General features: G+C 66.5%; 27 protein-coding genes. 14 read left to right on the top strand and 13 right to left on the bottom strand.

Annotated elements, in window-relative coordinates; all coding sequences use genetic code 11:
* Positions 1-73 precede the first annotated feature (73 nt).
* From QF206_RS08220 to QF206_RS08210, 3 genes are read right to left on the bottom strand one after another with little or no spacing between them, the layout of a single operon-like run.
* Entirely contained in the window at positions 74-652 is a 579-nt protein-coding gene (locus tag QF206_RS08220) for a DUF3618 domain-containing protein (protein WP_281488736.1), read from the bottom strand.
* Complete coding sequence (locus tag QF206_RS08215) at positions 649-1,065, bottom strand: phage holin family protein (protein ID WP_281488735.1); 417 nt, start codon at positions 1,063-1,065, stop codon at positions 649-651. The genes QF206_RS08220 and QF206_RS08215 overlap by 4 nt, the downstream gene beginning before the upstream one ends.
* Positions 1,062-1,781: a hypothetical protein gene (locus tag QF206_RS08210; protein ID WP_281488734.1), complete on the bottom strand. Its 720-nt coding sequence runs from the start codon at positions 1,779-1,781 to the stop codon at positions 1,062-1,064. The genes QF206_RS08215 and QF206_RS08210 overlap by 4 nt, the downstream gene beginning before the upstream one ends.
* A gap of 341 nt (positions 1,782-2,122) precedes the next feature.
* On the opposite strand from QF206_RS08210, the gene QF206_RS08205 reads away from it, so the two are divergent.
* Positions 2,123-2,452 carry a hypothetical protein gene (locus tag QF206_RS08205; protein ID WP_281488733.1) on the top strand — a complete coding sequence of 110 codons (330 nt, stop codon included), beginning with the start codon at positions 2,123-2,125 and terminating at the stop codon, positions 2,450-2,452.
* A 164-nt stretch (positions 2,453-2,616) separates the two neighbouring features.
* Here the strand turns inward: QF206_RS08205 and QF206_RS08200 are convergent, their stop codons facing one another.
* From QF206_RS08200 to QF206_RS08190, 3 genes are all read right to left on the bottom strand, one after another.
* On the bottom strand, positions 2,617-2,997 hold the full coding sequence (locus QF206_RS08200) for a nuclear transport factor 2 family protein (RefSeq protein ID WP_281488732.1): 381 nt from the start codon (positions 2,995-2,997) through the stop codon (positions 2,617-2,619).
* Between the two features lie 119 nt (positions 2,998-3,116).
* Complete coding sequence (locus tag QF206_RS08195) at positions 3,117-3,383, bottom strand: DUF7218 family protein (protein ID WP_281489037.1); 267 nt, start codon at positions 3,381-3,383, stop codon at positions 3,117-3,119.
* A 125-nt stretch (positions 3,384-3,508) separates the two neighbouring features.
* On the bottom strand, positions 3,509-3,952 hold the full coding sequence (locus QF206_RS08190) for a MarR family winged helix-turn-helix transcriptional regulator (RefSeq protein ID WP_281488731.1): 444 nt from the start codon (positions 3,950-3,952) through the stop codon (positions 3,509-3,511).
* 309 nt (positions 3,953-4,261) lie between these two features.
* Between QF206_RS08190 and QF206_RS08185 the strand changes: the two genes are divergently transcribed.
* Entirely contained in the window at positions 4,262-4,660 is a 399-nt protein-coding gene (locus tag QF206_RS08185; protein ID WP_281488730.1) for a VOC family protein, read from the top strand.
* 64 nt (positions 4,661-4,724) lie between these two features.
* Here QF206_RS08185 and QF206_RS08180 read toward each other — a convergent pair whose 3' ends face one another.
* Both QF206_RS08180 and upp read right to left on the bottom strand, forming a co-directional pair.
* A complete protein-coding gene (locus tag QF206_RS08180; protein ID WP_281488729.1) occupies positions 4,725-5,543 on the bottom strand; it encodes a winged helix-turn-helix domain-containing protein in 819 nt (272 codons plus the stop codon).
* A 490-nt stretch (positions 5,544-6,033) separates the two neighbouring features.
* Complete coding sequence (gene upp / locus QF206_RS08175; protein WP_281488728.1) at positions 6,034-6,669, bottom strand: uracil phosphoribosyltransferase; 636 nt, start codon at positions 6,667-6,669, stop codon at positions 6,034-6,036.
* Between the two features lie 49 nt (positions 6,670-6,718).
* Between upp and tadA the strand changes: the two genes are divergently transcribed.
* Together tadA and rocD are read left to right on the top strand one after the other, a co-directional pair.
* On the top strand, positions 6,719-7,171 hold the full coding sequence (gene tadA / locus QF206_RS08170) for a tRNA adenosine(34) deaminase TadA (protein WP_281488727.1): 453 nt from the start codon (positions 6,719-6,721) through the stop codon (positions 7,169-7,171).
* A 3-nt stretch (positions 7,172-7,174) separates the two neighbouring features.
* Positions 7,175-8,362 (top strand): ornithine--oxo-acid transaminase, encoded by a 1,188-nt coding sequence (gene rocD / locus QF206_RS08165; protein WP_281488726.1) that lies wholly within the window; start codon positions 7,175-7,177, stop codon positions 8,360-8,362.
* A gap of 68 nt (positions 8,363-8,430) precedes the next feature.
* Here rocD and QF206_RS08160 read toward each other — a convergent pair whose 3' ends face one another.
* The gene (locus tag QF206_RS08160) at positions 8,431-9,390 is read right to left on the bottom strand and encodes a cation diffusion facilitator family transporter (RefSeq protein ID WP_281488725.1); all 960 of its coding nucleotides are present in this window, start codon (positions 9,388-9,390) and stop codon (positions 8,431-8,433) included.
* Positions 9,391-9,413: 23 nt separating this feature from the next.
* Between QF206_RS08160 and proC the strand changes: the two genes are divergently transcribed.
* Positions 9,414-10,241, top strand: coding sequence for a pyrroline-5-carboxylate reductase (gene proC, locus QF206_RS08155; RefSeq protein ID WP_281488724.1), 828 nt, complete (start codon positions 9,414-9,416; stop codon positions 10,239-10,241).
* A 128-nt stretch (positions 10,242-10,369) separates the two neighbouring features.
* Here proC and QF206_RS08150 read toward each other — a convergent pair whose 3' ends face one another.
* On the bottom strand, positions 10,370-11,041 hold the full coding sequence (locus QF206_RS08150; RefSeq protein ID WP_281488723.1) for a potassium channel family protein: 672 nt from the start codon (positions 11,039-11,041) through the stop codon (positions 10,370-10,372).
* The gene (locus QF206_RS08145; protein WP_281488722.1) at positions 11,034-12,479 is read right to left on the bottom strand and encodes a TrkH family potassium uptake protein; all 1,446 of its coding nucleotides are present in this window, start codon (positions 12,477-12,479) and stop codon (positions 11,034-11,036) included. The genes QF206_RS08150 and QF206_RS08145 overlap by 8 nt, the downstream gene beginning before the upstream one ends.
* 67 nt (positions 12,480-12,546) lie before the next feature.
* Between QF206_RS08145 and QF206_RS08140 the strand changes: the two genes are divergently transcribed.
* The 4 genes from QF206_RS08140 (at position 12,547) to QF206_RS08125 (ending at position 14,169) form a co-directional block, all read left to right on the top strand.
* Positions 12,547-12,993 (top strand): ArsR/SmtB family transcription factor, encoded by a 447-nt coding sequence (locus QF206_RS08140; protein WP_281488721.1) that lies wholly within the window; start codon positions 12,547-12,549, stop codon positions 12,991-12,993.
* A gap of 358 nt (positions 12,994-13,351) precedes the next feature.
* On the top strand, positions 13,352-13,546 hold the full coding sequence (locus tag QF206_RS08135; protein WP_281488720.1) for a helix-turn-helix domain-containing protein: 195 nt from the start codon (positions 13,352-13,354) through the stop codon (positions 13,544-13,546).
* A 124-nt stretch (positions 13,547-13,670) separates the two neighbouring features.
* Complete coding sequence (locus QF206_RS08130; protein ID WP_003792170.1) at positions 13,671-13,769, top strand: 30S ribosomal protein bS22; 99 nt, start codon at positions 13,671-13,673, stop codon at positions 13,767-13,769.
* Positions 13,770-13,908: 139 nt separating this feature from the next.
* Positions 13,909-14,169 (top strand): glutaredoxin family protein, encoded by a 261-nt coding sequence (locus QF206_RS08125; protein ID WP_281488719.1) that lies wholly within the window; start codon positions 13,909-13,911, stop codon positions 14,167-14,169.
* Positions 14,170-14,249: 80 nt separating this feature from the next.
* Here the strand turns inward: QF206_RS08125 and QF206_RS08120 are convergent, their stop codons facing one another.
* Positions 14,250-14,963, bottom strand: coding sequence for a FadR/GntR family transcriptional regulator (locus QF206_RS08120; protein WP_281488718.1), 714 nt, complete (start codon positions 14,961-14,963; stop codon positions 14,250-14,252).
* A gap of 239 nt (positions 14,964-15,202) precedes the next feature.
* Between QF206_RS08120 and QF206_RS08115 the strand changes: the two genes are divergently transcribed.
* From QF206_RS08115 to QF206_RS08095, 5 genes are all read left to right on the top strand, one after another.
* Positions 15,203-16,249 carry a TRAP transporter substrate-binding protein gene (locus QF206_RS08115; RefSeq protein WP_281488717.1) on the top strand — a complete coding sequence of 349 codons (1,047 nt, stop codon included), beginning with the start codon at positions 15,203-15,205 and terminating at the stop codon, positions 16,247-16,249.
* A gap of 167 nt (positions 16,250-16,416) precedes the next feature.
* A complete protein-coding gene (locus QF206_RS08110; protein WP_281488716.1) occupies positions 16,417-17,454 on the top strand; it encodes a zinc-dependent alcohol dehydrogenase in 1,038 nt (345 codons plus the stop codon).
* Positions 17,444-18,199, top strand: a complete 756-nt coding sequence (locus QF206_RS08105) for an SDR family NAD(P)-dependent oxidoreductase (RefSeq protein WP_281488715.1) — start codon at positions 17,444-17,446, stop codon at positions 18,197-18,199. The genes QF206_RS08110 and QF206_RS08105 overlap by 11 nt, the downstream gene beginning before the upstream one ends.
* 99 nt (positions 18,200-18,298) lie before the next feature.
* Complete coding sequence (locus QF206_RS08100; protein WP_281488714.1) at positions 18,299-18,880, top strand: TRAP transporter small permease; 582 nt, start codon at positions 18,299-18,301, stop codon at positions 18,878-18,880.
* 1 nt (position 18,881) lies between these two features.
* Positions 18,882-20,156, top strand: a complete 1,275-nt coding sequence (locus QF206_RS08095) for a TRAP transporter large permease (RefSeq protein ID WP_281488713.1) — start codon at positions 18,882-18,884, stop codon at positions 20,154-20,156.
* A 79-nt stretch (positions 20,157-20,235) separates the two neighbouring features.
* On the opposite strand, the gene QF206_RS08090 is transcribed toward QF206_RS08095, so the two are convergent.
* Positions 20,236-20,970 carry an aspartate/glutamate racemase family protein gene (locus QF206_RS08090; RefSeq protein WP_281488712.1) on the bottom strand — a complete coding sequence of 245 codons (735 nt, stop codon included), beginning with the start codon at positions 20,968-20,970 and terminating at the stop codon, positions 20,236-20,238.
* Position 20,971: the final 1 nt, after the last annotated feature.

Here is a 20,971-nt window from a genome sequence, read left to right as displayed (position 1 = left end):
TCGCTTCGAGAACGAGCCGTCGCCGTCGCAGCACCTCTAGCCTGCGACGGCGACGGCTGTTCGCGACCGGCCGCTAGAGCGGCTGACCTGGTTCCTTCATCGTCTGGGTCGCCCGCTGCGCCTCCTGCTTGACGTCGTCGGCGGCCATTCCTGCCTCGGACTTCACAGCGTCCATGCCCTCCGTCGCGCGCTGCTTCACGGCGTCGAGCGACTCCTGGGCGGGCTCCTTGAGGTGCTCACCCATCTCCTTGGCGACATCGGTCACCTCGTGCATGAGTGGCTGTGCCGCCTCCTTCAGGGATGCCGCCATCTTCTTCTCGGCGTCGGTCGCCGGAATCAGCGACGCGGCGAGCCAGCCGACGCCGAAGGCGATCAGGCCGACGGCGAGCGGGTTGCCTTTCGCCTTCTCGACAGCGTCATGAGCGACATCACCCACGTTCTCCGCCATGTCGGATGCCGTGTCGCCGGCGTCACTGGCCACGCCCATCACGCGCTCTCTCGCCCTGTGCATCGCGCCGCGCACCTTGCTGGTCTGGCGGTGCACCATCTTCGAGGGATTGACCTTGTCGGAGAGCGCGTCCACGTCGCGGCCGAGCTCTGCGCGGGTCTCCTCGATGTCTTGCCGGATCGCGTCCGGATCGTTCATGGTCATCGGTTCTCCTCGTTCCTCTTCAATGTCTCGGGAATCTTCTTCAATGTGTCAACGGTCTGCGGTGCGCCCTTGACGCTCTCGAACGACCGTCGACCGATCAGGAAGAGCACGAGCGCGACGATCGCCCAGATGACCGCCACGATCACGGCCGACCATCCAAGGCCGACCAGGTAGCCCAGCGCCCACCAGAGCGCGACCGACAGGAAGAACACCGCCATCAGCGCCGCGTAGCCGGCCGCGCCGTACATTCCGGCGCCCTTCCCTGCGCGCTTGGCAGACTCGGTCAGCTCCGCCTTCGCGAGCTCGACCTCTTGCCGCACCAGTGTCGAGAAGTCACGACTCACCTCGCCGATGAGATCACCGAGCGACGCCCTCGCCGCCTTCTCTTCCGACGGGGTCTGCGGATCGGTCATGGCGCCACCTCACCGCTAGCTCCCGGCATCCCCTCGTCTCGTCTCATGGGGTCAGTGCCGGTTGCGCCGGTCGTTCCCATACCGGACCCGGTACCCATGCCGGTGCCCATCCCGGTCGCGGTCGTCCCCATGCCGCTGCGCAGCGGGTCGGCCGGACTCGGCCCCCGTTCTCCTGCGCCGGTCGGCGGGAAGACCTGGGACGCGGGCATCGTTCGGGTGTCGTCCCGGCCCATGCCGCTCGTGCGCGAAGACGACGAGCCTTCATCACCGCTCACGAGGGAACGGGTGAGACGTCCCACCAGCAGCCCCGCACCCGCAGCCATGGCGATGAACGCGCCCGGATGCTGGCGGGCGAAACCCTTGACCTCATCGACGAGCGAGCCGGGATCGCGCTGGTCGAGCCAGGCTGCGACATCGTCGGCTTTGCTCGCCATCTGCGACACGAGGCGCCCGGCAGTGCTGTCGGATTCGGAGTGCTGGGCCATGGTGTCGAGCTCACCGCTCAGTGAACGCAGCCCTTCCGCGACCCGGCGCTGCTGCTTCTCGGCCTGGTCGGTCAATTCCTGCCTCGACTCGGCGAAGAGGCTCTTCGCCTGGGCGGATGCCTCGGAAGCCACTCCCGCGGCTTCATCCTTCGCGGTGTGGGCGACGTGACTGGTCGCCTCCGCCGCCTCATGGCCCACGTGCTTCGCCTGCTCCTTGGCGGTATCGGTCATGCCCTGACCCGTGTCACCGCTCGGAGGTGTAGACACATCACCGCTGGTCGTCATCGGCGGACGCGCGCCGCTTGGCGGCACCGACCCCGAACTCGACGGGGGAACCATGGGATCGCTGTTCGACATTGCGCTTCCTTTCGCCGAATGCTCGTGTCTCAGGTAATTCGCCTGATCACGGCAGGGTCACGGGCTGCATGCAGCCTGTGCCTCGTTCGAGGGTCAGGCAAGAGATGTGGAGGCGGCGTTCAGGAACTTGTGCGCCAACCCGCGACGTATCAGCGGGCGGACCGTTGTCGGGCGCACTCGGGCCACGTAGCGTTCAACTGAACGGGGTGATCGACATGAGCAATGCGAAGAATGGCGAAGAGCGTGCCGACGCAGAGTCCGTGGCTGAAGAGTCTGTCGCCGCAGAGTCTGTCAGTGCGGACTCGGTGACTGCGGAAGAGTCCGCAGATAACCGGAGCAACCCTCTTCCGCCCGCCGAGCACTGGTGGCCGAAGCTCTCGGTCGAGGCGAAGCATGCGCTGCTCGAGAACCTGCATGCGCCGCTGGGCGCCGTCATCGTGCAGGAGATCGCGTTGATCACGAAACGCTCGCGCGACACAGGAATCGCTCATCTGAGCGAGGAGGACCGGCGGTACATCCTGACCCAGATCGAGCCTGTCGACTGAGTACCGGGCCCCCGGGCGGGCTATCGCGCGGGGACACGCCTGGCCGAATTCGACAGCGTTAGTCGGCCGAATCCGCCGGTGCTGGTTGGGTCATCGCTTGACAGCGTTGCGACAACAATGGCCGGGCCCCGATGGGGCACCGGCCATTGCGTGGAAGAGCAGAGTCAGGCGGCGGGATGCGCGTGGAAGATCTTGCTGATGATCTTCCACTCTCCCTCCACCTTCAGCAGGTGGAAGAAGTCGGTGAATCGTGAGCCGGAGAGGCCATCGATGTCGAGGCGAACGCTCGCTGCGTTGCCCACGATGTCGACCGAGGTGACGGCCGCGAGGGCGTCAGGCGAGGCCACGAAGCGGTTGTCGACTGTGTCGAAGAGCCGGGCGATCGGTCCTCCCGCGAGTTCACCGTTCTTCGCCGAGTACATGATTGCGTGCTCGCTGAACGCGGGCTGCATGAGCGCGCTGTCGGCCTGGGTGCCTCCAGCGATGTACTTGCCGAGGGTCTCCACGATCGCTGCGTGCTCCTGGGCGTAGGTCGGGGTGTTCATTCGTGCGGCTCCAAAACTCGGTGGTTCTGTAGCATGCTACCTCGGCCCGCGGAACTTTTCTCAGGGGTTGCACGCCATCGCTGGTGGGCATAACTCCGCCGCTCGAGCTCAGCTCAAGCTCAGTGGTCGCGAAGCATGTCGATCAGCTCGCCCTTTCGCTTGCCCGAGTATCCGTGGAGTCCGAGTTCCTTGGCGCGGTGCTGCAGCTCATCGACGGTCCAGTCGTCGTAGCTTCCCGACTCCCCGCCCTTGCGGCCGACCTCGGAGCGCCCCTGCTTCGCGGCAGCGTTCGAGATCCGCGCGGCCTTCTCCTTCGAGGCGCCCTGATCGCGAAGCTCTTCGTAGAGTTCACGATCCTTGAGCGGTGAGTTCTTCTTTCCGGGCATGAGCGTCCCTTCTGTCACGGGCTCTCCGCGACGCGTCTCGCTCTCACGCTAGGAGCCCCAGCGCGCGACGCAAGGGCTCGCGTCGGCCAGCCACTTCACGCTCCGACGCGCCGCCGCGAGGACCGTCAGTTCGGCTCGACGCTCTTCCGGAGCTTGTCGCAGAGTTCACGAAGTCGTTGGAGTTCGCCGGCATCGAGCGCATTGCCCAAGTGCGCGCTGATGGATGCCGAATGCTCAGCGGCCGCTGCTCTGAACCGCTCGTAGCCGGTATCCGTCAATGCGACGATCGTGCCTCGGCCGTCCTTCGGGTCTGGCGACTTGGTCACGAATCCGCGGGTGACAAGGCGGTCGAGAAGGCGGCTGACGCTCGGCTGCGTCAGGAAGAGCATGCGATTGAGGTCGCGAATGCGAGCGCGCCGATCCGGCTGACGGCTGAGGTTGAAGAGCACGTCGTACTCGTTCAGCGACATGTTCTCATCGGGGAACTCGGCGTTGAGTTCCCGCATGACGACCACTTGTGCGCGGAACAGCGCTTCCCACGCATCGACGGCCAGGGCCCGGTCAGTCATGGCTCAAGCCTATGAGCGTTGCAGACGTCGGCCGGGACAGACCGAGGGCCGGTCGTAGAGGCAATACGACCGGCCCTCATCCCTTGCACCAAGAGTGTCCTGCAATCACATTCCGCGATGACCGCCACAGCAAACGATCAACGCATGCTCACTATATAACGGTGAGGTAACGGCGTCCAGTGCCTCGCGAAAAAATCTCGAAATGGTCACTGCGCCCTCGGTTTCCGGAGAGAAATAGCTCGCCGACCCTTGTCTTCGCCGCTTGCTGAGGCGAGACTGAGCGCGTCCGGCACGGCGAGGAGGCGTGACATGGCCCACGGCGACATCACTCATATCGACATCCCGGTGAGCGACATGGAGCGCGCGAAGGCGTTCTACTCGCGGTTGTTCGGATGGGAGATCCTCGAGTATCCCGGGTTCGAGGGCTACCCGATGTGGAGGGCACCGAACGGAGTCTCCGGCGGCGGGCTCGCTCCGCGTGACGAGCGCTTCACCCAGCCGCGGTCGACAGTCGAGGTCGACTCGATCGACGACACCATCGCGGCGACTATCGCGGCGGGCGGGCAGGTCGCGGCGGAGAAGACGCAGATCGACGCCACGAGTTGGTGGGCCGTGGTAGTCGATCCCGACGGGAATGAGATCGGCCTCTACGAGGGCTCGACCGACACCGGCGGAACAGACTCCGACGCGAGCGCCGGGCAGATCTGATCGACCTCGCGCCCGCGCTTCGGGCGCCAAGCGCTGTGACGCCTGACGAACGTCGCAGTTCGCGTCAGAAGACGTCAGGTGAGGGCGTCGATGTGTGCCGGATCGAGACGTCGGCGTGACGGTCGAACCGGTACCCGCGCCCTCGCACGGTGCGCACGATGTCGTCGTAGTTGCCGAGCTTCGAACGGAGGCGGCGCACATGCACATCGATCGTGCGCTCGTTCGGGGTCTCGGCATCCGAACCCGACCAGAGTCCTTCGATGAGCTCGGTGCGCTCGACCGTGCGCCCCTCGCGCAGCACGAGGAACTGCAGCAGCTCGAACTCCTTGAAGGTGAGTGCGGCGGTCTCGCCGTCGAGCAGCACGCGCTTGCGTGACAGGTCGACCACGATGCCGGGCCGGGGGGCCTGAGCCGCGGGCTCTTCCTGCACCGCGGGCTTCCGCTGCACGCGCGCCACCGCCGTCGGTTCGCGGAGCGCAAGCCGAACGACGTCGACGTCGCGGCCGCCCGCGCCCTTCGGCGCGAGCGCGACCGCGGCGTGCGTTTGGGCCGAAGGCACGAGCTCACCAACTAGGCGCTTCACGGCGTCGACCACGGTGCCGAGGTCGACTCCTGCAGCGGCAGCCGTCTCTTCGTCGAGCCCGACGTAGAGGGCGAAACCGCGCGCTTCGGTGCCCTCGGGCACTGAGCGCAGATGGTTCTGGCGGGCCTGGGGCGCCTGGTCGGGGGTCGGCGTGGCAACGCCTTCTTCGGCCGACGTGGGAACCGGTGCCGAGGAACTGGCGGCGAGCGCGGCGACCCGTGCGGGAGCACTCGTCGCTTCGGCGCGGCGCAGCACCGGCGTGGCGGAGGTCAGGGGACGTTCGAGGGTTGCGAGAGGCATTACGGAAATCCTTGTGGCGAATGCCGACGTCAGAGGTCGGTCAAACCAAGTGAAGGCCTCGTAATGAAGAGGGAATCCTTCGTGTTGCGTGTGGTGCGAGGGCTGGCCTGTGATGAGAGGGGCAGCCCTGGGCGTCGGATTTCAACGAGGCGACGCCGGCGAGAAAGCCGATCAAGCACACATTCGACAACACGTGACAGCGCTCGCCGACGACATGGCGCCGGCGTTCCCATGGGCCTCAACGGAGGTCACGGAGAAAGCGGTGTCAATCATGACTGCAAGTTTCGGCGAGCGAGTGCCGAATTGTCAACTTCTCTCAAACTTGAGTTGTCCGGTCGGGCGGCACGGCCGGTGCCGTGCGCCGAGGCGGCGCCCAGAGCCAGCAGCCGCGTTGACGGCGAGGAATCGCCTCCAACCCGAGCGCCGCGCGCCGCGCCGGTGTCGCGACGAAGACGAGAACTGATCTTCGCTCCAAGCTCCAGCGCGCGCGTCAGTGGGCGAGCCCGTACAGGCGATCACCCGCATCGCCGAGCCCAGGCACGATGTAGCCCTTTTCATTGAGCCGCTCATCGAGCGCGCCGAGCACGATCGTGACGTCGCGGCCCTTCGTAGCCTCCTCCGTCGCGGCAAGCCCTTCCGGTGTGCCGAGCAGGCACACTGCCGTCACATCCACGGCACCGCGATCGAAGAGGTAGTCGATGGCCGCGATCAGCGAACCGCCGGTCGCGAGCATCGGGTCGATCACGAAGCACTGCCGGTTCGAGAGGTCGTCGGGCAGACGCTCGGCATAGGTCACCGGCTGCAGCGTCTCCTCATCGCGCACGAGCCCGAGGAACCCCACCTCGGCGGTGGGGAGCAGTCGAGTCATCCCCTCCAGCATCCCGAGACCGGCGCGCAGAATCGGCACCACGATGGGCCGGGGCGTCGCGATCGCCACCCCCATCGTCTGGGCAACGGGGGTCTCGATCTGCACCGGGGTCACCCGCACGTTGCGAGTCGCTTCATAGGCGAGCAGCGTGACGAGTTCCTCCGTCAGCTGCCTGAAGGTCGGCGATGGCGTGTGCTTGTCGCGCAACACCGTGAGCTTGTGGGTGATGAGCGGGTGATCCGCGATATGCACTCGCATAGGCTCAAGGCTACTAGGGCCGTTGCCGCGACTCGGGAGGCGGATGCCGATGAGCCAATACGAACGCTGGATGCGGCTCGCGATCGATGAGGCCCGCGCGACGTCGGCGAGCGAAGACGTGCCGGTCGGCGCTGTGATCGTCGACGCGAAGGGCGACATCATCGCGACCGGTCGCAATGAGCGAGAACTCCATCACGACCCGACCGCGCACGCGGAGATCGTCGCGATCCGTCGTGCCGCGGCGGCCCTCGACGATTGGCATCTGGATGGCTGCACGCTGGTGGTGACGCTCGAGCCATGCGTGATGTGCGCGGGGGCCATCCTCTCTGCGCGACTGCCTCGAGTGGTGTTCGGCGCGTGGGACGAGAAGGCCGGAGCAGCCGGCTCGGTGCACGACCTGCTGCGCGACCGCCGGCTGCCGCACCGCGTCGAGGTCGTGGCGGGTGTCGAGGCGGATGCCGCGGCATCCCTCTTGCTCGAGTTCTTCGAAGCGAGGCGCTGACCGATGACCGAGCACGACGCACTCGCGCACAACTACCACCCTTTGCCGGTGACGATCGCCCGCGGCGAGGGAGTGGTGCTCACGGATGTCGAGGGCAAGCAGTACCTCGACTTCCTCGCCAGTTACTCCGCGGCCAACTTCGGTCACCGGCATCCGGCGATCATGGAGGCTCTTCGCGCCCAGCTCGACCGTGTGACGCTCACCTCGCGGGCATTCCTCCATGACCAACTCGAACCGTTCGCCGAGAAGCTCACGCGGCTTGCGGGCAAGCAGATGATGCTGCCGATGAACACTGGCGCCGAGGCGGTCGAGACCGCCATCAAGGTCGCGCGCAAGTGGGGCTACCTGGTGAAGGGCGTCGAGCGCGATCGGGCGACCATCGTCGTGGCGCACGGCAACTTCCACGGCCGCACCACCACTGTGATCTCGTTCTCTGACGACGAGCATGCACGCGCCGACTTCGGCCCGTACACGCCGGGGTTCAGAACCGCTCCCTACGGTGACGCGGATGCCGTCGAGCGGGCCATCGACGAGCACACCGTCGCGGTGCTCATCGAGCCGATCCAGGGCGAGGCCGGGGTGCTGATCCCGCCCGAGGGCTACCTGCGCAGGGTGCGGGAGATCACCGCGAAGCACGGCGTGCTCTTCATCGCGGACGAGGTGCAGTCGGGCCTGGCGCGCACCGGCGAGACCTTCGCGGTCGACCACGAGGGTGTGGTGCCCGACATGTACGTGCTCGGCAAAGCACTCGGGGGCGGAGTGCTGCCTGTCTCAGCGGTCGTCGCCGACCGCGACGTGCTGGGTGTGATCGAGCCGGGTCAGCACGGCAGCACCTTCGGCGGGAATCCGCTCGCCGCGGCCGTGGGCAGCGCGGTCGTCGAACTGCTCGAGCCGGGCGACTTCCAACGGCAAGCGGCACGGCTGGAGCCAGTGCTGCGGGAGGGGCTCGAAGCGCTGACGGATCGAGGCGTTGTCGATGTCAGGGTGCGCGGCCTGTGGGCCGGCATCGACATCGACCCGAGTCTGGCCACCGGCCGCGAGGTGTGCGAGCGCTTGGCAGAGCGCGGGGTGCTGGCGAAGGACACGCACGGCTCCAGCATCCGCTTCTCACCGCCCCTCGTGATCACCGAGCAGCAACTGGCACAGGGGATCGACGCGCTCAGTGGCGTGCTCGGCGAACTCTCGCGATGAGTCAGTCGAGGCGCGAATGACGCCAGCGCTGGTGGCCGTCTCGGCCACCAGGTCGAGGTCAAGCCTTGTTAGTCGGAGGCGCGAATGACGAAGGTATCGGTCGGCGGATTGACCTTGTTGTCGGGACGGTAGACGTCCGGTTCCAGGTAGATCACCTTGGCAACCGGAACCGCCTCGCGAATCGACTTCTCGAGCTCGTCGATATGCGCCGCGACCTGACTGAGCTGCTCCGTGCGAGGGAATGCGACCTTCGCCGCGACCAGCAGCTCATCGGGGCCCAGATAGAGCGTCTTCATGTGAATGAGCGCCTCGACCCGCGGGTGGGCGTTGATCGCCGCGCGGATGGTGCTGACGTCGCGCGGCAGCGCGCCTTCGCCCACGAGCAGACTCTGCGTCTCGAAGCCGAGGATGAGTGCGACCACGATCAGCAGCGCACCGATGGCGAGCGTGCCGATGCCGTCCCACATCGGGTCGCCGGTGAGGATCGTGAGGCTTACACCGAACAGGGCGAACACCAGACCGAGCAGCGCCGCGATGTCCTCCAGCAGTACCACTGGCAGCTCGGGCGACTTCGCGTGGCGCACGAAGTCGATCCAGCTTCCCTTCTTGAACGGCAGCGACTCCTTCACTGCCGTCCGCAAGGAGAAGGACTCCATGATGATCGCGATGATCAACACGACGATCGGCAGCCACGGCACCTCGAGGGGATGCGGATGCCGGAGCTTCTCGATCCCCTCATAGATCGAGAACATTCCACCGACGCTGAACAGCACGATCGCGACGACGAAGGCCCAGAGATAGCGCTCGCGCCCGTAGCCGAAGGGGTGCTCGGCATCGGCCTTCTTCTTCGCTCGCTTGCCGCCGAAGAGCAGCAGTGCCTGGTTGCCGGCGTCTGCGACCGAGTGCACCGCCTCGGCGAGCATCGCGCTCGATCCGGAGAACGCCCAGGCGATGAACTTCGTCACCGCGATGCCGGTGTTTGCCAGCAGTGCTGCGATGACCGCTTTCGTTCCGCCGCTCGCGCTCATAGGCCCCATCCTAGAATGAGCGAATGACCAACGACCTGCCCGCTGTCGCGATCCTCGGCGCCGGTTCAATGGGCGGGGCGATCCTCAGCGGAATCCTCCGGTCTGGCGCGGCGGTGGAACGCGATGTGCGAGTGACCAATCGCAGCGCCACCAAAGCGGCGGGCCTGCGCCAAGAGGGTGTGGTGAGCCTGGCGCTCGAGAGCGATGAGACCGCCAACCTCGCCGCTGTGGAAGGCGCTCGAATCGTCATCCTCGGAGTGAAGCCGGCCATGGTGGAGCCGCTGCTGCGCGAGATCGCTCCCGCGCTTGAGGACGACGCCATTGTTGTGAGCATCGCTGCCGGTGTCACCACTGAGGCACTCGAGTCGATCGTGCCCGGCGCTGTCATGCGCGCGATGCCGAATACGCCCGTGGCGGTCGGTCGGGGGGTGACGTCGCTGGCCGCTGGGACCAGAGCGACCGAGGCGGATGTCGCCCTCGTCCGCCGATTGTTCTCGGCAGTCGGAGCGGTGGTCGAGATGCCGGAGCACATGGTTGACGCGGCCCTCGCCATCGCCGCGAGCGGCCCCGCCTACGTCTATTACTTCACCGAGCAACTGGCAGCGGCTGCGACTGGCTTCGGGTTCGATGAGCGTCAGGCGTCAGCCCTCGCAATCGGCACCGTCATCGGCGCCGGAGCGCTTCTGGACGGCGGTGAGCCGCCCGCTGAGCTGCGACGCGCGGTGACGAGCCCCAATGGCACTACCGAGCGCGCGATCGCCGAGCTCGAGCGAGGCAGGCTCGGCCAGTTGGTAGCCCGAGCCGCGACGGCGGCACGTGACCGCGCCCGCGAGCTTGCCGCCGGCGGCTGAACGGTAGGGGCCACTGCCCCAGCTGGGTTGATTCCCTATAGACAGCCGGCTGGCCGGCCGAGTGCCGATAAGGCGCTCCCAGTGGCGTCGCGGCGAAGGCTAGAAACCGGCGTCGCTCACCCCAGCACTCAACTCTGCAGCGCCGCGAAGCGCTCCAGGTCGCCGCTGTGCCCTGAGACGATCACGAGGTCGTGATTCGACACGACGGTGTCGGCGGTCGCGTAGGTGAAGTCCTTGCCGGGCGATTTCACGCCGACGATCGTCACGCCGTACTTGCTGCGCACGCCCGATTCCGAGAGCGCGAGCCCGCGGATCGCGCGAGGCGGGTACATCTTCACGATGGCGAAGTCGTCGTCGAACTGGATGAAATCCAGCATCCGACCGGACACCAAGTGGGCGACGCGCACGCCGGCTTCGGCTTCCGGGTAGATGACGTGGTGCGCGCCGATGCGCGAGAGGATCTTGCCGTGCGTCTGGCTGATCGCCTTCGCCCAGATCTGCGGAATGCGCAGGTCGACGAGGTTGGCCGTGATGAGCACGGACGCCTCGATGTCGGATGCGGTCGCCACCACTGCGATCGAGAAGTCTTGCGCCCCGATCTGTCGCAGCGCCTCGATCGACCGGGCGTCGGACTGCACAGCATGGGTGACGCGCTCCGACCACTTCTGAACGAGCTCGTTGTCCATGTCGACGGCGAGCACTTCGCGGCCGAGGCGGTCGAGCTGGCCGGCCGTCGCGGCGCCGAAACGGCCGAGCCCGATTACGAGCACCGGCGCGTTGGGGGCGATCTTCTCAACCAACGATGGGCCTCTCTTCCGCGCGTCTGAAGAGCTGGCGCCGTTGCTGAGCCGCCAGCGCTGCAGCGAGTGTCACTGTACCAACGCGCCCTGCCCACATCGTGGCCGAGAGCACGTACTTTCCTGGGTCTGACAGCTCGTTGGCCAGACCCGTGCTAAGGCCGCACGTGGCGAAGGCCGAGATGACGTCGAACAGTACCCGATCGAGCGGTTCGCCGGTGAGTTGCAGCAACGCGATCGAGGCCGAGGCGACGATCGTTGCGCCCCACAGCACGACGCTCACCGAGAGGCGCAGCACGTCGACGGGAATGCGGCGCTCGAACGCCTGCATGTCCGTGTATCCCCGCGCTTCGGCGAACGCAGCGAGGAAGAGCACCGCGAGTGTCGTCACCTTGATGCCGCCCGCGGTCGATGCCGAGCCGCCGCCCACGAACATCAGCATGTCGGCCACCAGCAGCGATGAGCCGTTCATCGAGTTGACGTCGATGGTCGCGAAGCCGCCGGAGCGCGTCATCACCGACATGAACAGGGCGGTGAGCGGTTGGGAGACACCCTCGTGCCCGCCGAGCGTCGAGCGGTTCCCCGCTTCGAGCGCCCAGAACGCAAGACCGCCGAGCACGATCAGCCCGGTCGTCACCGTGAGCGTGAGCTTCGCGTGCACCGGCCACCGACGCGGCCTGCGCCAGTGACGCGCGAGCGTGAAGATGACTGGGAACCCGAGCGCACCCAGGAACACGCCTACGGCGATGACCGACAGCATCCACGGATCGAGAGCGAAGGCAGCCAGACCGTCAGGCAGCGGCGAGAACCCGGTGTTCGTGAACGCGGATGCCGCGAAGTAGAACCCCTGCCAGATCGCCGGCCACAGCTCGAACCCCTCGAGCAGCAGCCGCGGAGTGATGAGCGCGGTGAGTGCGAGTTCGATGATCAAGGCGCTGGCTGCGACTGTCGCAAGCAAGCCGCCGATCTCGCCGAGCCGCACCGCCTGCGCTTCGATCACCGGACCGTGGTGCACGCGCGAGAGGTTGGTATCGCTCGCTGCGAGCAGTCGCTGTCGCAGTCCGAGGCGCCTCGACACGATCAGGCCCATGATGCTCGCCAGGGTCAGCACGCCGATGCCACCGACCTGGAGGCCGACCAGAATGACCACGTTGCCGAAGGTCGACCAGTGCGTCGCCATGTCGACCGTCGTGAGTCCGGTCACACAGATGGTGGATACGGCGGTGAACAGTGCATCGGCGAAGGGTGTCGCCTTGCCGTCGCGAGCCGCGATCGGCAGTGAGAGCAGGAGGGTCTCGACGGCGATCAGCGTCGTGAACACGACAATCGCGAACCGCGCCGGCGAACTCGACGCGAGACGGTCGATGGCGCCGCGCAGCCGACTTCCAGGCCCGCGCTCGCGCGGGCGGCCCAGGCTGCTGCGCACTCGTTGCGCGCTCATGTCCAACCCCCGCGATCTGTGACAGTTCGTCATGGTACTCCGGTGGCGCGCTGGCTACCCTGATGGAATGGCCGACATCTTCGACGTGCTCGCAGACGCGACTCGACGCGATCTCCTCCACGCTCTGCTCGACCGATATGTGTCGCCGGATGCCGACAAGCGCGACATCAGCGTGGGAGAGCTGGTCACGAAGCTCGGCGTGAGTCAGCCCACAGTGTCGAAGCACCTCAAGGTGCTGCGAGATCACGGACTCGTCAGCGTGCGCGATGTCGGCCAGCACCGCTACTACCGGCTCGACGCGACACCGCTTGAGCAGCTCGAGGACTGGCTGATCCCGTTCCTCTCTGCCGACTTCGACACCAGCGGGGTGTCCGCGTACACCGCGTGGGCCGGTACCGAGGTGGCAAGCACGATCGGCCGCGCCACCGCCGACAGCCTCCATCAGGCCCGCACGGTCATCCACGACGCGCAGGAGCAGGTCTCGAAGCGGCTGCCCTGGCTCAAGAAGAAGTAGCCAAGACGTTGTTCCTTGCGCACTCGCGTGCGCACGTCCCGACGGATGGCTTCGCTCCGCCGCTCGTCACTTGCGCCCAGCGCGAGCGGTGCGATCTCCGTCGAAGTGAATAGCGGCCACCTTGTGAGCGCTCACGCGCGTCAGCGCGCCCGTTCGCGACGGTCCAGGCGTTCCGAGAGGGGCGCATCTCTGAGCCGGATGGCGATATTGCCGCCGCCGCATATTCGCCTGTGCTCACCCCCTCGGTGGGGACTGGACGCTGAATCACATCAGCCCCTATGGTTGCGATACAGCACTCCAGTCACAGCAAGGCAGCCGGGCCGGGCGGTCGAGAGTGCGCAGGCGAAGGACGAATCAGATGGCGAGCTCGTTGTCGGATATGCGCTTTCTCACGGTGGCCGAAGTCGCCGAGATGATGCGGGTTTCGAACATGACGGTGTACCGGATGGTGCACTCGGGTGAGCTTCCGGCGATCCGGTTCGGTCGGTCATTCCGCATCCCGGAGAGCGCGGTGGAGCAGGTGCTGCGCCTGCCGAACGCCGACGTCGGCTGAGGCGCGGGTTCAACCAGCATCCGCGTGTCATCCGCCCAGCACGGAGCAGGTAGACTAGCGCGGTACATTTTCCGCGGTTCTCGAACGGACCCGGTCTGCCTGTTCAGCAATGAGTGAGGTTCTTATGGGTTCCGTGATCAAGAAGCGCCGCAAGCGTATGGCGAAGAAGAAGCACCGCAAGCTGCTTCGCAAGACCCGCCACCAGCGCCGCAACAAGAAGTAGTCGCGCCAGAAGCGACGAACGCGCCAGTCCTCATCAGGGCTGGCGCGTTCTGCGTTTGGCGCGTTCCACACGTGCGCCGAAGGCCGCCGTGCGATGGGCTCCACCCGTCGCTTCAGGGTGCGGGTCGTACGCTGGCTCCGTGTCTTCTGTGCGCGTGACGTTGATCGGCAAGCCGGGCTGCCATCTCTGCGATGACGCCCGCGAGGTCGTGACGGAGGTGCTCTCGGAGTTCCCCGCGGTGCAGCTCGAGGAACGCGACATCCTTCAGGAGCCCGAACTGTTCGATCGGTACTCGGAGGAGATCCCGGTCGTCATGATCGATGATCGGGTGCACAACATCTGGCGCGTCGACCGCGAGCGGCTTCGGGCTGCGCTGGCCGCAGCGGAAGCCTCCGCCTAGACCGGCTCGTCAGGCGCGCACCAGCGCTGGAATCGCCGTCGACGAGCAGCGTCGGAGTCGCTCCAAGCCGTGGCTGCGGCTCAGTCCTTGAAGTAGGTGCCGGCGTCGGAAGCACCCCGCGCGAGGTGCTCTCTGAGCAGGCGTTCCGCGTTCTCGACATCGCCGTTGCGGATCGCTTCGGCAATGGCGCGGTGTTCGTCGACGGCCATCTGCGGCCGTCCCTCCTGCTGATGACTCTTGCGCCGGATGCTGTTCATCAACGAGTTGATCGACTCCTGCAGCAGCACGAGCACGACATTGCCCGTGGTGCGGGCGATCGCCAGGTGGAACTCGCCGTCCTCCTCCACACCGAGTTCGCCGCGGTGAACCGCGGCATCCATCTCGGCCACGGCCCGCTCGATCTCGGCGAGGTCGGAACTCGTGGCCTCACTTGCCGCGTGACGGATCGCCGCGACCTCGAGCAGCTCGCGCACTGCGGTCGTCTGCAGCAGCAGCTGACCGTTGACAACGGTGTCGCTGACGCGGGGGTCGGCGATCGCGGCAAAGGTGAGCCCGCGCACGGTTCGTCCTGAACCGTGCTTCACCGAGATGACCCCCATGCCTTGCAGCGCCGACAGTGCTTCGCGCACCGAAGAGAGACCCACGCCCATCTGCTGCGCGATCTCGGCCTCGGAAGGCAGTTGCTCGCCGGTCTTCAGCTTGCCGTCGACGATCGACGAGAGCAGGCCGCGCAGTACATGCGTCGACACGCTCATCGGTCCTGGGATCGGCTCCAGTAGGGCCTGCGAGGTCATCGTCGCCTCCTCCTTCATCGCGTTCGTCTCCGCTGACGCGTCGCCTCGCTGATCCTCTCACCACGACCGACCACGCCGCACGTCGTGGGTCGCGGCAAGTTTTCGAGCCCGACGGCTTGCGGTGTCACCACACTACCGCTATACATATGTGGATCACAGCATCGGATCCTCAGAGGACCTGGTCAACCGCGACCGGGATGGGGAGCCGGTCTCCGCATCGAAGAGACAAAGAGGTCAATGTGAAGAAAACGGTCATCGCGCTCGGGCTCGCCTCAGCGCTCGCCCTCACCGGTTGTGCCGCCTCGGAAGGCGGGAAGAGCGACGGCGACAGCGGCGACGCGCCCTCGTTCGACATCCGCGTGGCGCACCAGATCGCTCCTGATACACCGCTGCAGGAAGGCGCGCTGAAGTTCAAGGAGCTCGTCGAGGAGCGCTCCGACGGACGCATCACCGTATCGGTCTACCCCTCGGCGCAGCTCGGAAACGAGCTCGACACGATCGCGCAGGTGCAGGCAGACTCGCTCGAGGTGGCGCTCGTGTCGCCAGCCGTGATGTCGAACGTCGCGCCGAACGCGGCCGTCTGGTCGATGCCCTACCTCATCGACGGGGACTCGGAGGAGGAGCAGTACGAGAACCTCAAGAAGGTCGCCCAGATCGACGAGGTCGAGCAGATGACCGAGGACATGGCTGCGGAGTACGGCATGCGCGCCGTCGACTGGACCTGGTGGTACGGCAACCGCCACATCACCAACTCGGTTCGCCCGATCGAGTCGGTCGACGATCTCAAGGGCATGAAGCTGCGCACTCCCGACGCCCCGATCCACTTCTTGGCGATCGAAGACCTCGGCGCCTCGCCCTCGCCCATGGCCTTCAGCGAGCTGTATCTTGCGCTGCAGACCGGAGCCGTCGACGGGCAGGAGAACCCCTTCAGCACCATCGAGTCCGGCAAGTTCTTCGAGGTGCAGAAGTACCTCGCGGTCACCGGTCACCTCACTCAGGGTGAGGTCGCCCTCTTCTCGGAGGCGTTCTGGCAGCGCCTCAGCGATGAAGACCGTGAACTCATCGAGACCGCGATCAAGGATGCCGGAGAGCACCAGTCGCAACTCGCCCTCGAAGAGAACGCCGCTGCGCTCGAGCGCCTCGAGAGCGAGCACGGCATGACCGTCACCCGCCCCGACCTCAAGTCGATCCGTGAGGCGACCAAGGGCAGCGCCGAGAAGTGGGCGGCAGCCAACTCCGGCTTCTCGATCGACATCTACAACGCGATCATCGAGTCGCAGAAGTAGCGGCATCCGTCGCAGCCGTGCCCGCCGGCATCCGTTCGGCGGGCACGGCCCCTCATCTTTCGCTCGGCTCTGGCCCGGCCTCATCGACCGCCGCGTCAGACGCACGAGCGTTCTTCAGACAGAGCGCGCTCTCGCGCACCGCAGTACCCATTCGCAAGGAGACACCGTTGTTCGCCATCACCAAGACCGACCCGAGCCCCGGAGTATCGACGGGCGACGTGCCGAAGCCGACGGCCGGCCCGGGCGAGGTCGTCATCAAGGTCGCTGCATCGTCGATCTGCGGAACCGACCTCGGCCTGGCGTTCGACTGGCCGCGGCACTCGGCCACCTGGGGCTCCCCGCTTCCGATGGTGCTCGGCCACGAGTGCTCCGGCTTCGTCGTCGACGCAGCGGACGACGTCGACATCCCTGAGGGGCAGCTCGTCGTCGTCGAGACCCACATCTTCTGCGGCGAGTGCGTCGCCTGCCGCAACGACGCGGCCCACAACTGCCTGAACATGCAGATCCCCGGCGTCAGCCGGGACGGCATCTGGGCCGAATACGCCGTCATCCCCGAGCGCGCTCTGTATCGCGTGGCGCCAGGCGTCTCGCCCGAGCACGCGGCGCTCTACGAAGCGGCCGGAGTCGCCATGCACGCCACACAGCGCGCCGGCGATGTCGACGGCAAGGTCGTAGCGGTCAGCGGTGCGGGACCGGTCGGGCTCTTCCTGATCGCAATGCTCAAGGCGCAAGGAGCGGGCGACGTGCTCGTGCTCGAACCGGGGGAGTCGCGCCGCACCATGGCTGAGCAGCTCGGGGCGACGGCGTTCGACCTCCGTGAGAAGGACGACTTCATCGCTCTCGCCAGAGAGCGCGGCGTCATCGCCGGCGCCGACCTCGCATTCGAAGTGTCCGGAGCGCCGTCGGCGTACGAGACGCTCTTCGACACGCTCGGCAAGGAGTCGACCCTGGTGTCGATCGGCCACACCAGCCAGCCCATCCCCGTGAACATCTCGCGCGACGTGAATCTGCGAGTCATCAACTGGAAGGGCACCTTCGGCCGGCACATCTGGTCGAGCTGGGATCGCGTCGATGAGCTCGTTCGCAGCGGCAAGCTCGATCTGCAGCAGTTCGTGGGGCTCGAGGCGCGGCTTGACGAGATCCCGACGATTCTCGGCGACGCCGGCTCGGTGCCCGGCAAGGTCGTAGTGCAGCATGCAGCGTGAGCACCGCTTCGCGATTGTGACCGGCGCGGCGAGCGGCATCGGCGACGCAGTCGCCCGGTCGCTCGCCGCCGCTGGGCGAGCCGTCGCGCTCCTCGACCTGAACCGGTCGGCGATCGAACGACTCCGCGAGGAACTCGCCAGCGTCGCCACCGCCCCGGTGCGCGCGTTCACGGTGGACCTCACGGATGCCGCCGCCGTCGACACGGCGTTCGCCGACCTCGTCGGCGAACTTGGACCGGTCACCGAGCTCGTGAACTGTGCCGGCCGATATGTGGCCGTCAAGGAAGTGCACGAGATCACGGAAGGCGACTGGGATGCCGTCGTCGACTCCAACCTCAAGGCCGCGTTCCTGACCACCAAGGCGGCGATGCCGAGCATGATCGCGGGCGGAGGCGGTGCGATCGTGAACATCGCGTCGAATGCCGCCCGCTCGACCGCGACGTCGCTCGGCGCGGAATACACCGCGGCGAAGGCAGGGTTGCTCGGGCTCACGCGGCACACGGCTCGGGACGGAGCACGTCACGGCATCCGCGCCAATGCTGTCGCTCCCGGCCCGGTCGATGGGCCGCGGCTGCGCGAGTTGGAGGGGCCCGAGCGGCTCGAGGCGATTCGCGAGGCGATTCCGTTGGGGCGGCTCGCAGACCCTGCCGATATCGCCGCTGCAGTGCGATTCCTGCTCTCGGACGACGCGTCGTTCATCACCGGCGCGACGCTCGACGTCAACGGCGGAATCGTGATGGCCTGACCGACCTAACTCAGCCGATGCTGCGAGCGGGTCTTGCCAGCAGCATCACGAGACCCCAATGAAGCATCCCGACCCCGCGACATACGAAGGAGTAGCGCGATGACACTCGATTACGAGGGCGACGCCCCTCAGGAAGCGCTCGATCCGGGGAGCCCCTTCTACCCCGAGACGAGATCCCGCGCCTACGGTGCCCTCGTGCGCGCCGAGGTCATCGTCAGCTGCGTGCTGATGGTGGCGGTATTCTTCCTGATCCTCATCCAGGTGTTCAGCCGTTACGTGCTGAACTCGCCGCTGCCGTGGTCGGAGGAACTCTCGCGGTTCCTCTTCATCTGGCTGGTGTTCGCTTCAGCGACGTTCGTCATGGCCCGACGCCGTCACATCAGTGTCGTGCTGTTCGGCTCCAAGCGCATCGGCGCGCGCGCGGTCTCGATCGCGGAGGCACTCGCGAGCGTCATCGTCATCGCGGGCTGCGCAGTGATGGCCTACGGGTCGATCGCTCTGGTCGGCGCATCCGGACGACTCAACGGCCCGGTGACCGGGCTGCCGATGAGCATCGTGTACTCGATCTGCGTCGTCTCGTACCTGCTCATGGCCGCGCACGCCGTCGTGAACATCGTGCTTGCGCTGAAGTACCCGAAGCAGTTCGAGGACGACGTCGACCTGAGCCGAGTGGGAGCCTGACATGTTGCTGATGATGGTGGGCGTTCTCGTCGTCCTGCTCTTCTTGCGAGTTCCAGTGGCCTTCTCGCTGCTCATGCCCTCGCTCATCTACTTCACGATCGAGGGACGCACCGCGATCAATGTGCTGGTGCAGCAGACGATCGCCGGAGTCAACAGCTTCCCGCTGCTCGCGGTGCCGCTGTTCATCCTCCTCGGCAACGTGGTCAACATCACCGGAATCGCCGACCGACTGTTCGAGGCCGCCACGGCCGTCTTCGGTCGCGTTCGAGGCAGCCTGGGCTACGTCAACGTGTTCACCAGCTTCGCGTTCGCGTGGATGAGTGGTGCAGCGCTTGGCGACGCCGCTGCCCTGGGCAAGGTGCAGGTGCCGGCCATGGTGCGCCGCGGGTACTCCGAGGGCTTCACGGTGGGCGTGACGGCATCCGCCGCCCTGATCGCACCGATCATCCCTCCCAGCATTCCTGCGATCATCCTTGCCGTCACCGCGAGCATCTCGGTCGGTTCGCTGTTCATCGCTGCGATCGTGCCGGGCCTGCTGCTCGTGGCCGTGCTGTGCCTGTGCGTGTGGGTCTACGCCCGCAAGCGCGAAGACCTGCGGCTGCCCCGCACGCCGATGGGGGAGCGCGTTCGCACGGCGGCCAGCGGGATCCCGGCGCTCGGCGCGGGTGTGATCATCCTCGGTGGCATCCTGGGCGGCATCGTCACGCCCACGGAGGCGGCAGCAGCGGGCGTCGCCTACATGCTGGTCCTCGCGCTGCTGTACAAGCAGCTGGGCTGGGGCAACATCAAGGCGATCCTCACGACAACAGTCGAGACCGTCGGCGCGGTGCTGCTCATCGTGGCGCCTGCCGCGCTGTTCGGCTGGATTCTCGCCCGTGAGCAGGCACCGCAGAAGGCAGCGGAGCTGATCACTTCGTTCACGACCGACCCGATCGTGTTCTTGATCCTCGTGAACATCCTGCTGCTGTTCATCGGTGCGCTGATCGATCCCGTCGCGGCGATCCTGATCCTGGTGCCCGTGCTGTGGCCTGTTGCGATGGTGATGCAGATCGACCCGATGCAGTTCGGCATGATCATCGTGTTCAACCTCATGCTGGGCCTCCTGACGCCGCCGGTCGGACTCGTGCTCTTCGTGCTGTCGAACGTGACGAATATCCCGGTCAAACGGATCATCAAGGGCGTAGTGCCCTTCTATTTCCCGCTTCTGGGGGTGCTCGCCTTGGTGACTGCGGTGCCGGCTCTGACGACGTGGCTACCCGGCCTGCTCGGGTTCTGACGCGAGTCGATACACAAGAGGGGCGGATGCCGCGGCTTCGAACCGCGGCATCCGCCCCTCTTGCTTGTGCGAGAGTGCTCTACGCGAGCACCTCGCGCAGCCGCTTGAAGCACAGCACTGGGCTCGTCAGCACGGGCACGGTCGGCTGCTCGGTCATGGTCGCGATCGCCTGGGCCATCGAAGCCTGCGACAGCACGATGACATCGACCTCGCCCTGCACCGACGCGATCGCATCCGCGACCGCCGAGTTGTGGGTGTCGAGGTCGCCGCGCTCCAACGCGGCGAACGCGCCTTCGACCAGGTGTGCGCTGAGCTGCACCTCGCGTGCCGCTTCGCTGGCGAGGCGCTCCAGCAACTGCACCGTCGACCGGTACGACGATTCCGCAGTCGCGAGTACACCGATGCGGTCGCCGATCGCCAAGGCGGCTTCCGCCATCGCGAGGTCGATGCGCAGCCACGAGCCATTCGCCTCATGGGCGAGCTCGTCGACGTAGGTGCCGAGGAACGAGCACGTCACCACTGAGATGTCGGCTTCGGCAGCCTCGCCATCGTTGAGATGTTCGACCAAGCGGCGCTGCTCCGTCTCGTCGAGGGCGCCCGCCGCGAACTCGGCCTCGTAGAAGCCGTCGTCGACGACATGGGTCGCAACTGCCCCGGGGAGGTGCTCAGCGACCAGTTGATCGAACACGGGCGCCAGCGCCCCCAGGGTGTGGACGAACGCGATTCGCTTCCCTTCGTAGGGCGCGGCGTACGGTGCCTGTTGGTTCTCCGACGGGGAGTCCGGGCGATTCTCTTCCTCGAGCAAAGTACTCATC

This window comes from Ruicaihuangia caeni (assembly GCF_029952955.1).
Taxonomy (GTDB): Bacteria; Actinomycetota; Actinomycetes; order Actinomycetales; family Microbacteriaceae; genus Ruicaihuangia; species Ruicaihuangia caeni.
This window is presented reverse-complemented; position numbering and strand designations above follow the sequence as displayed.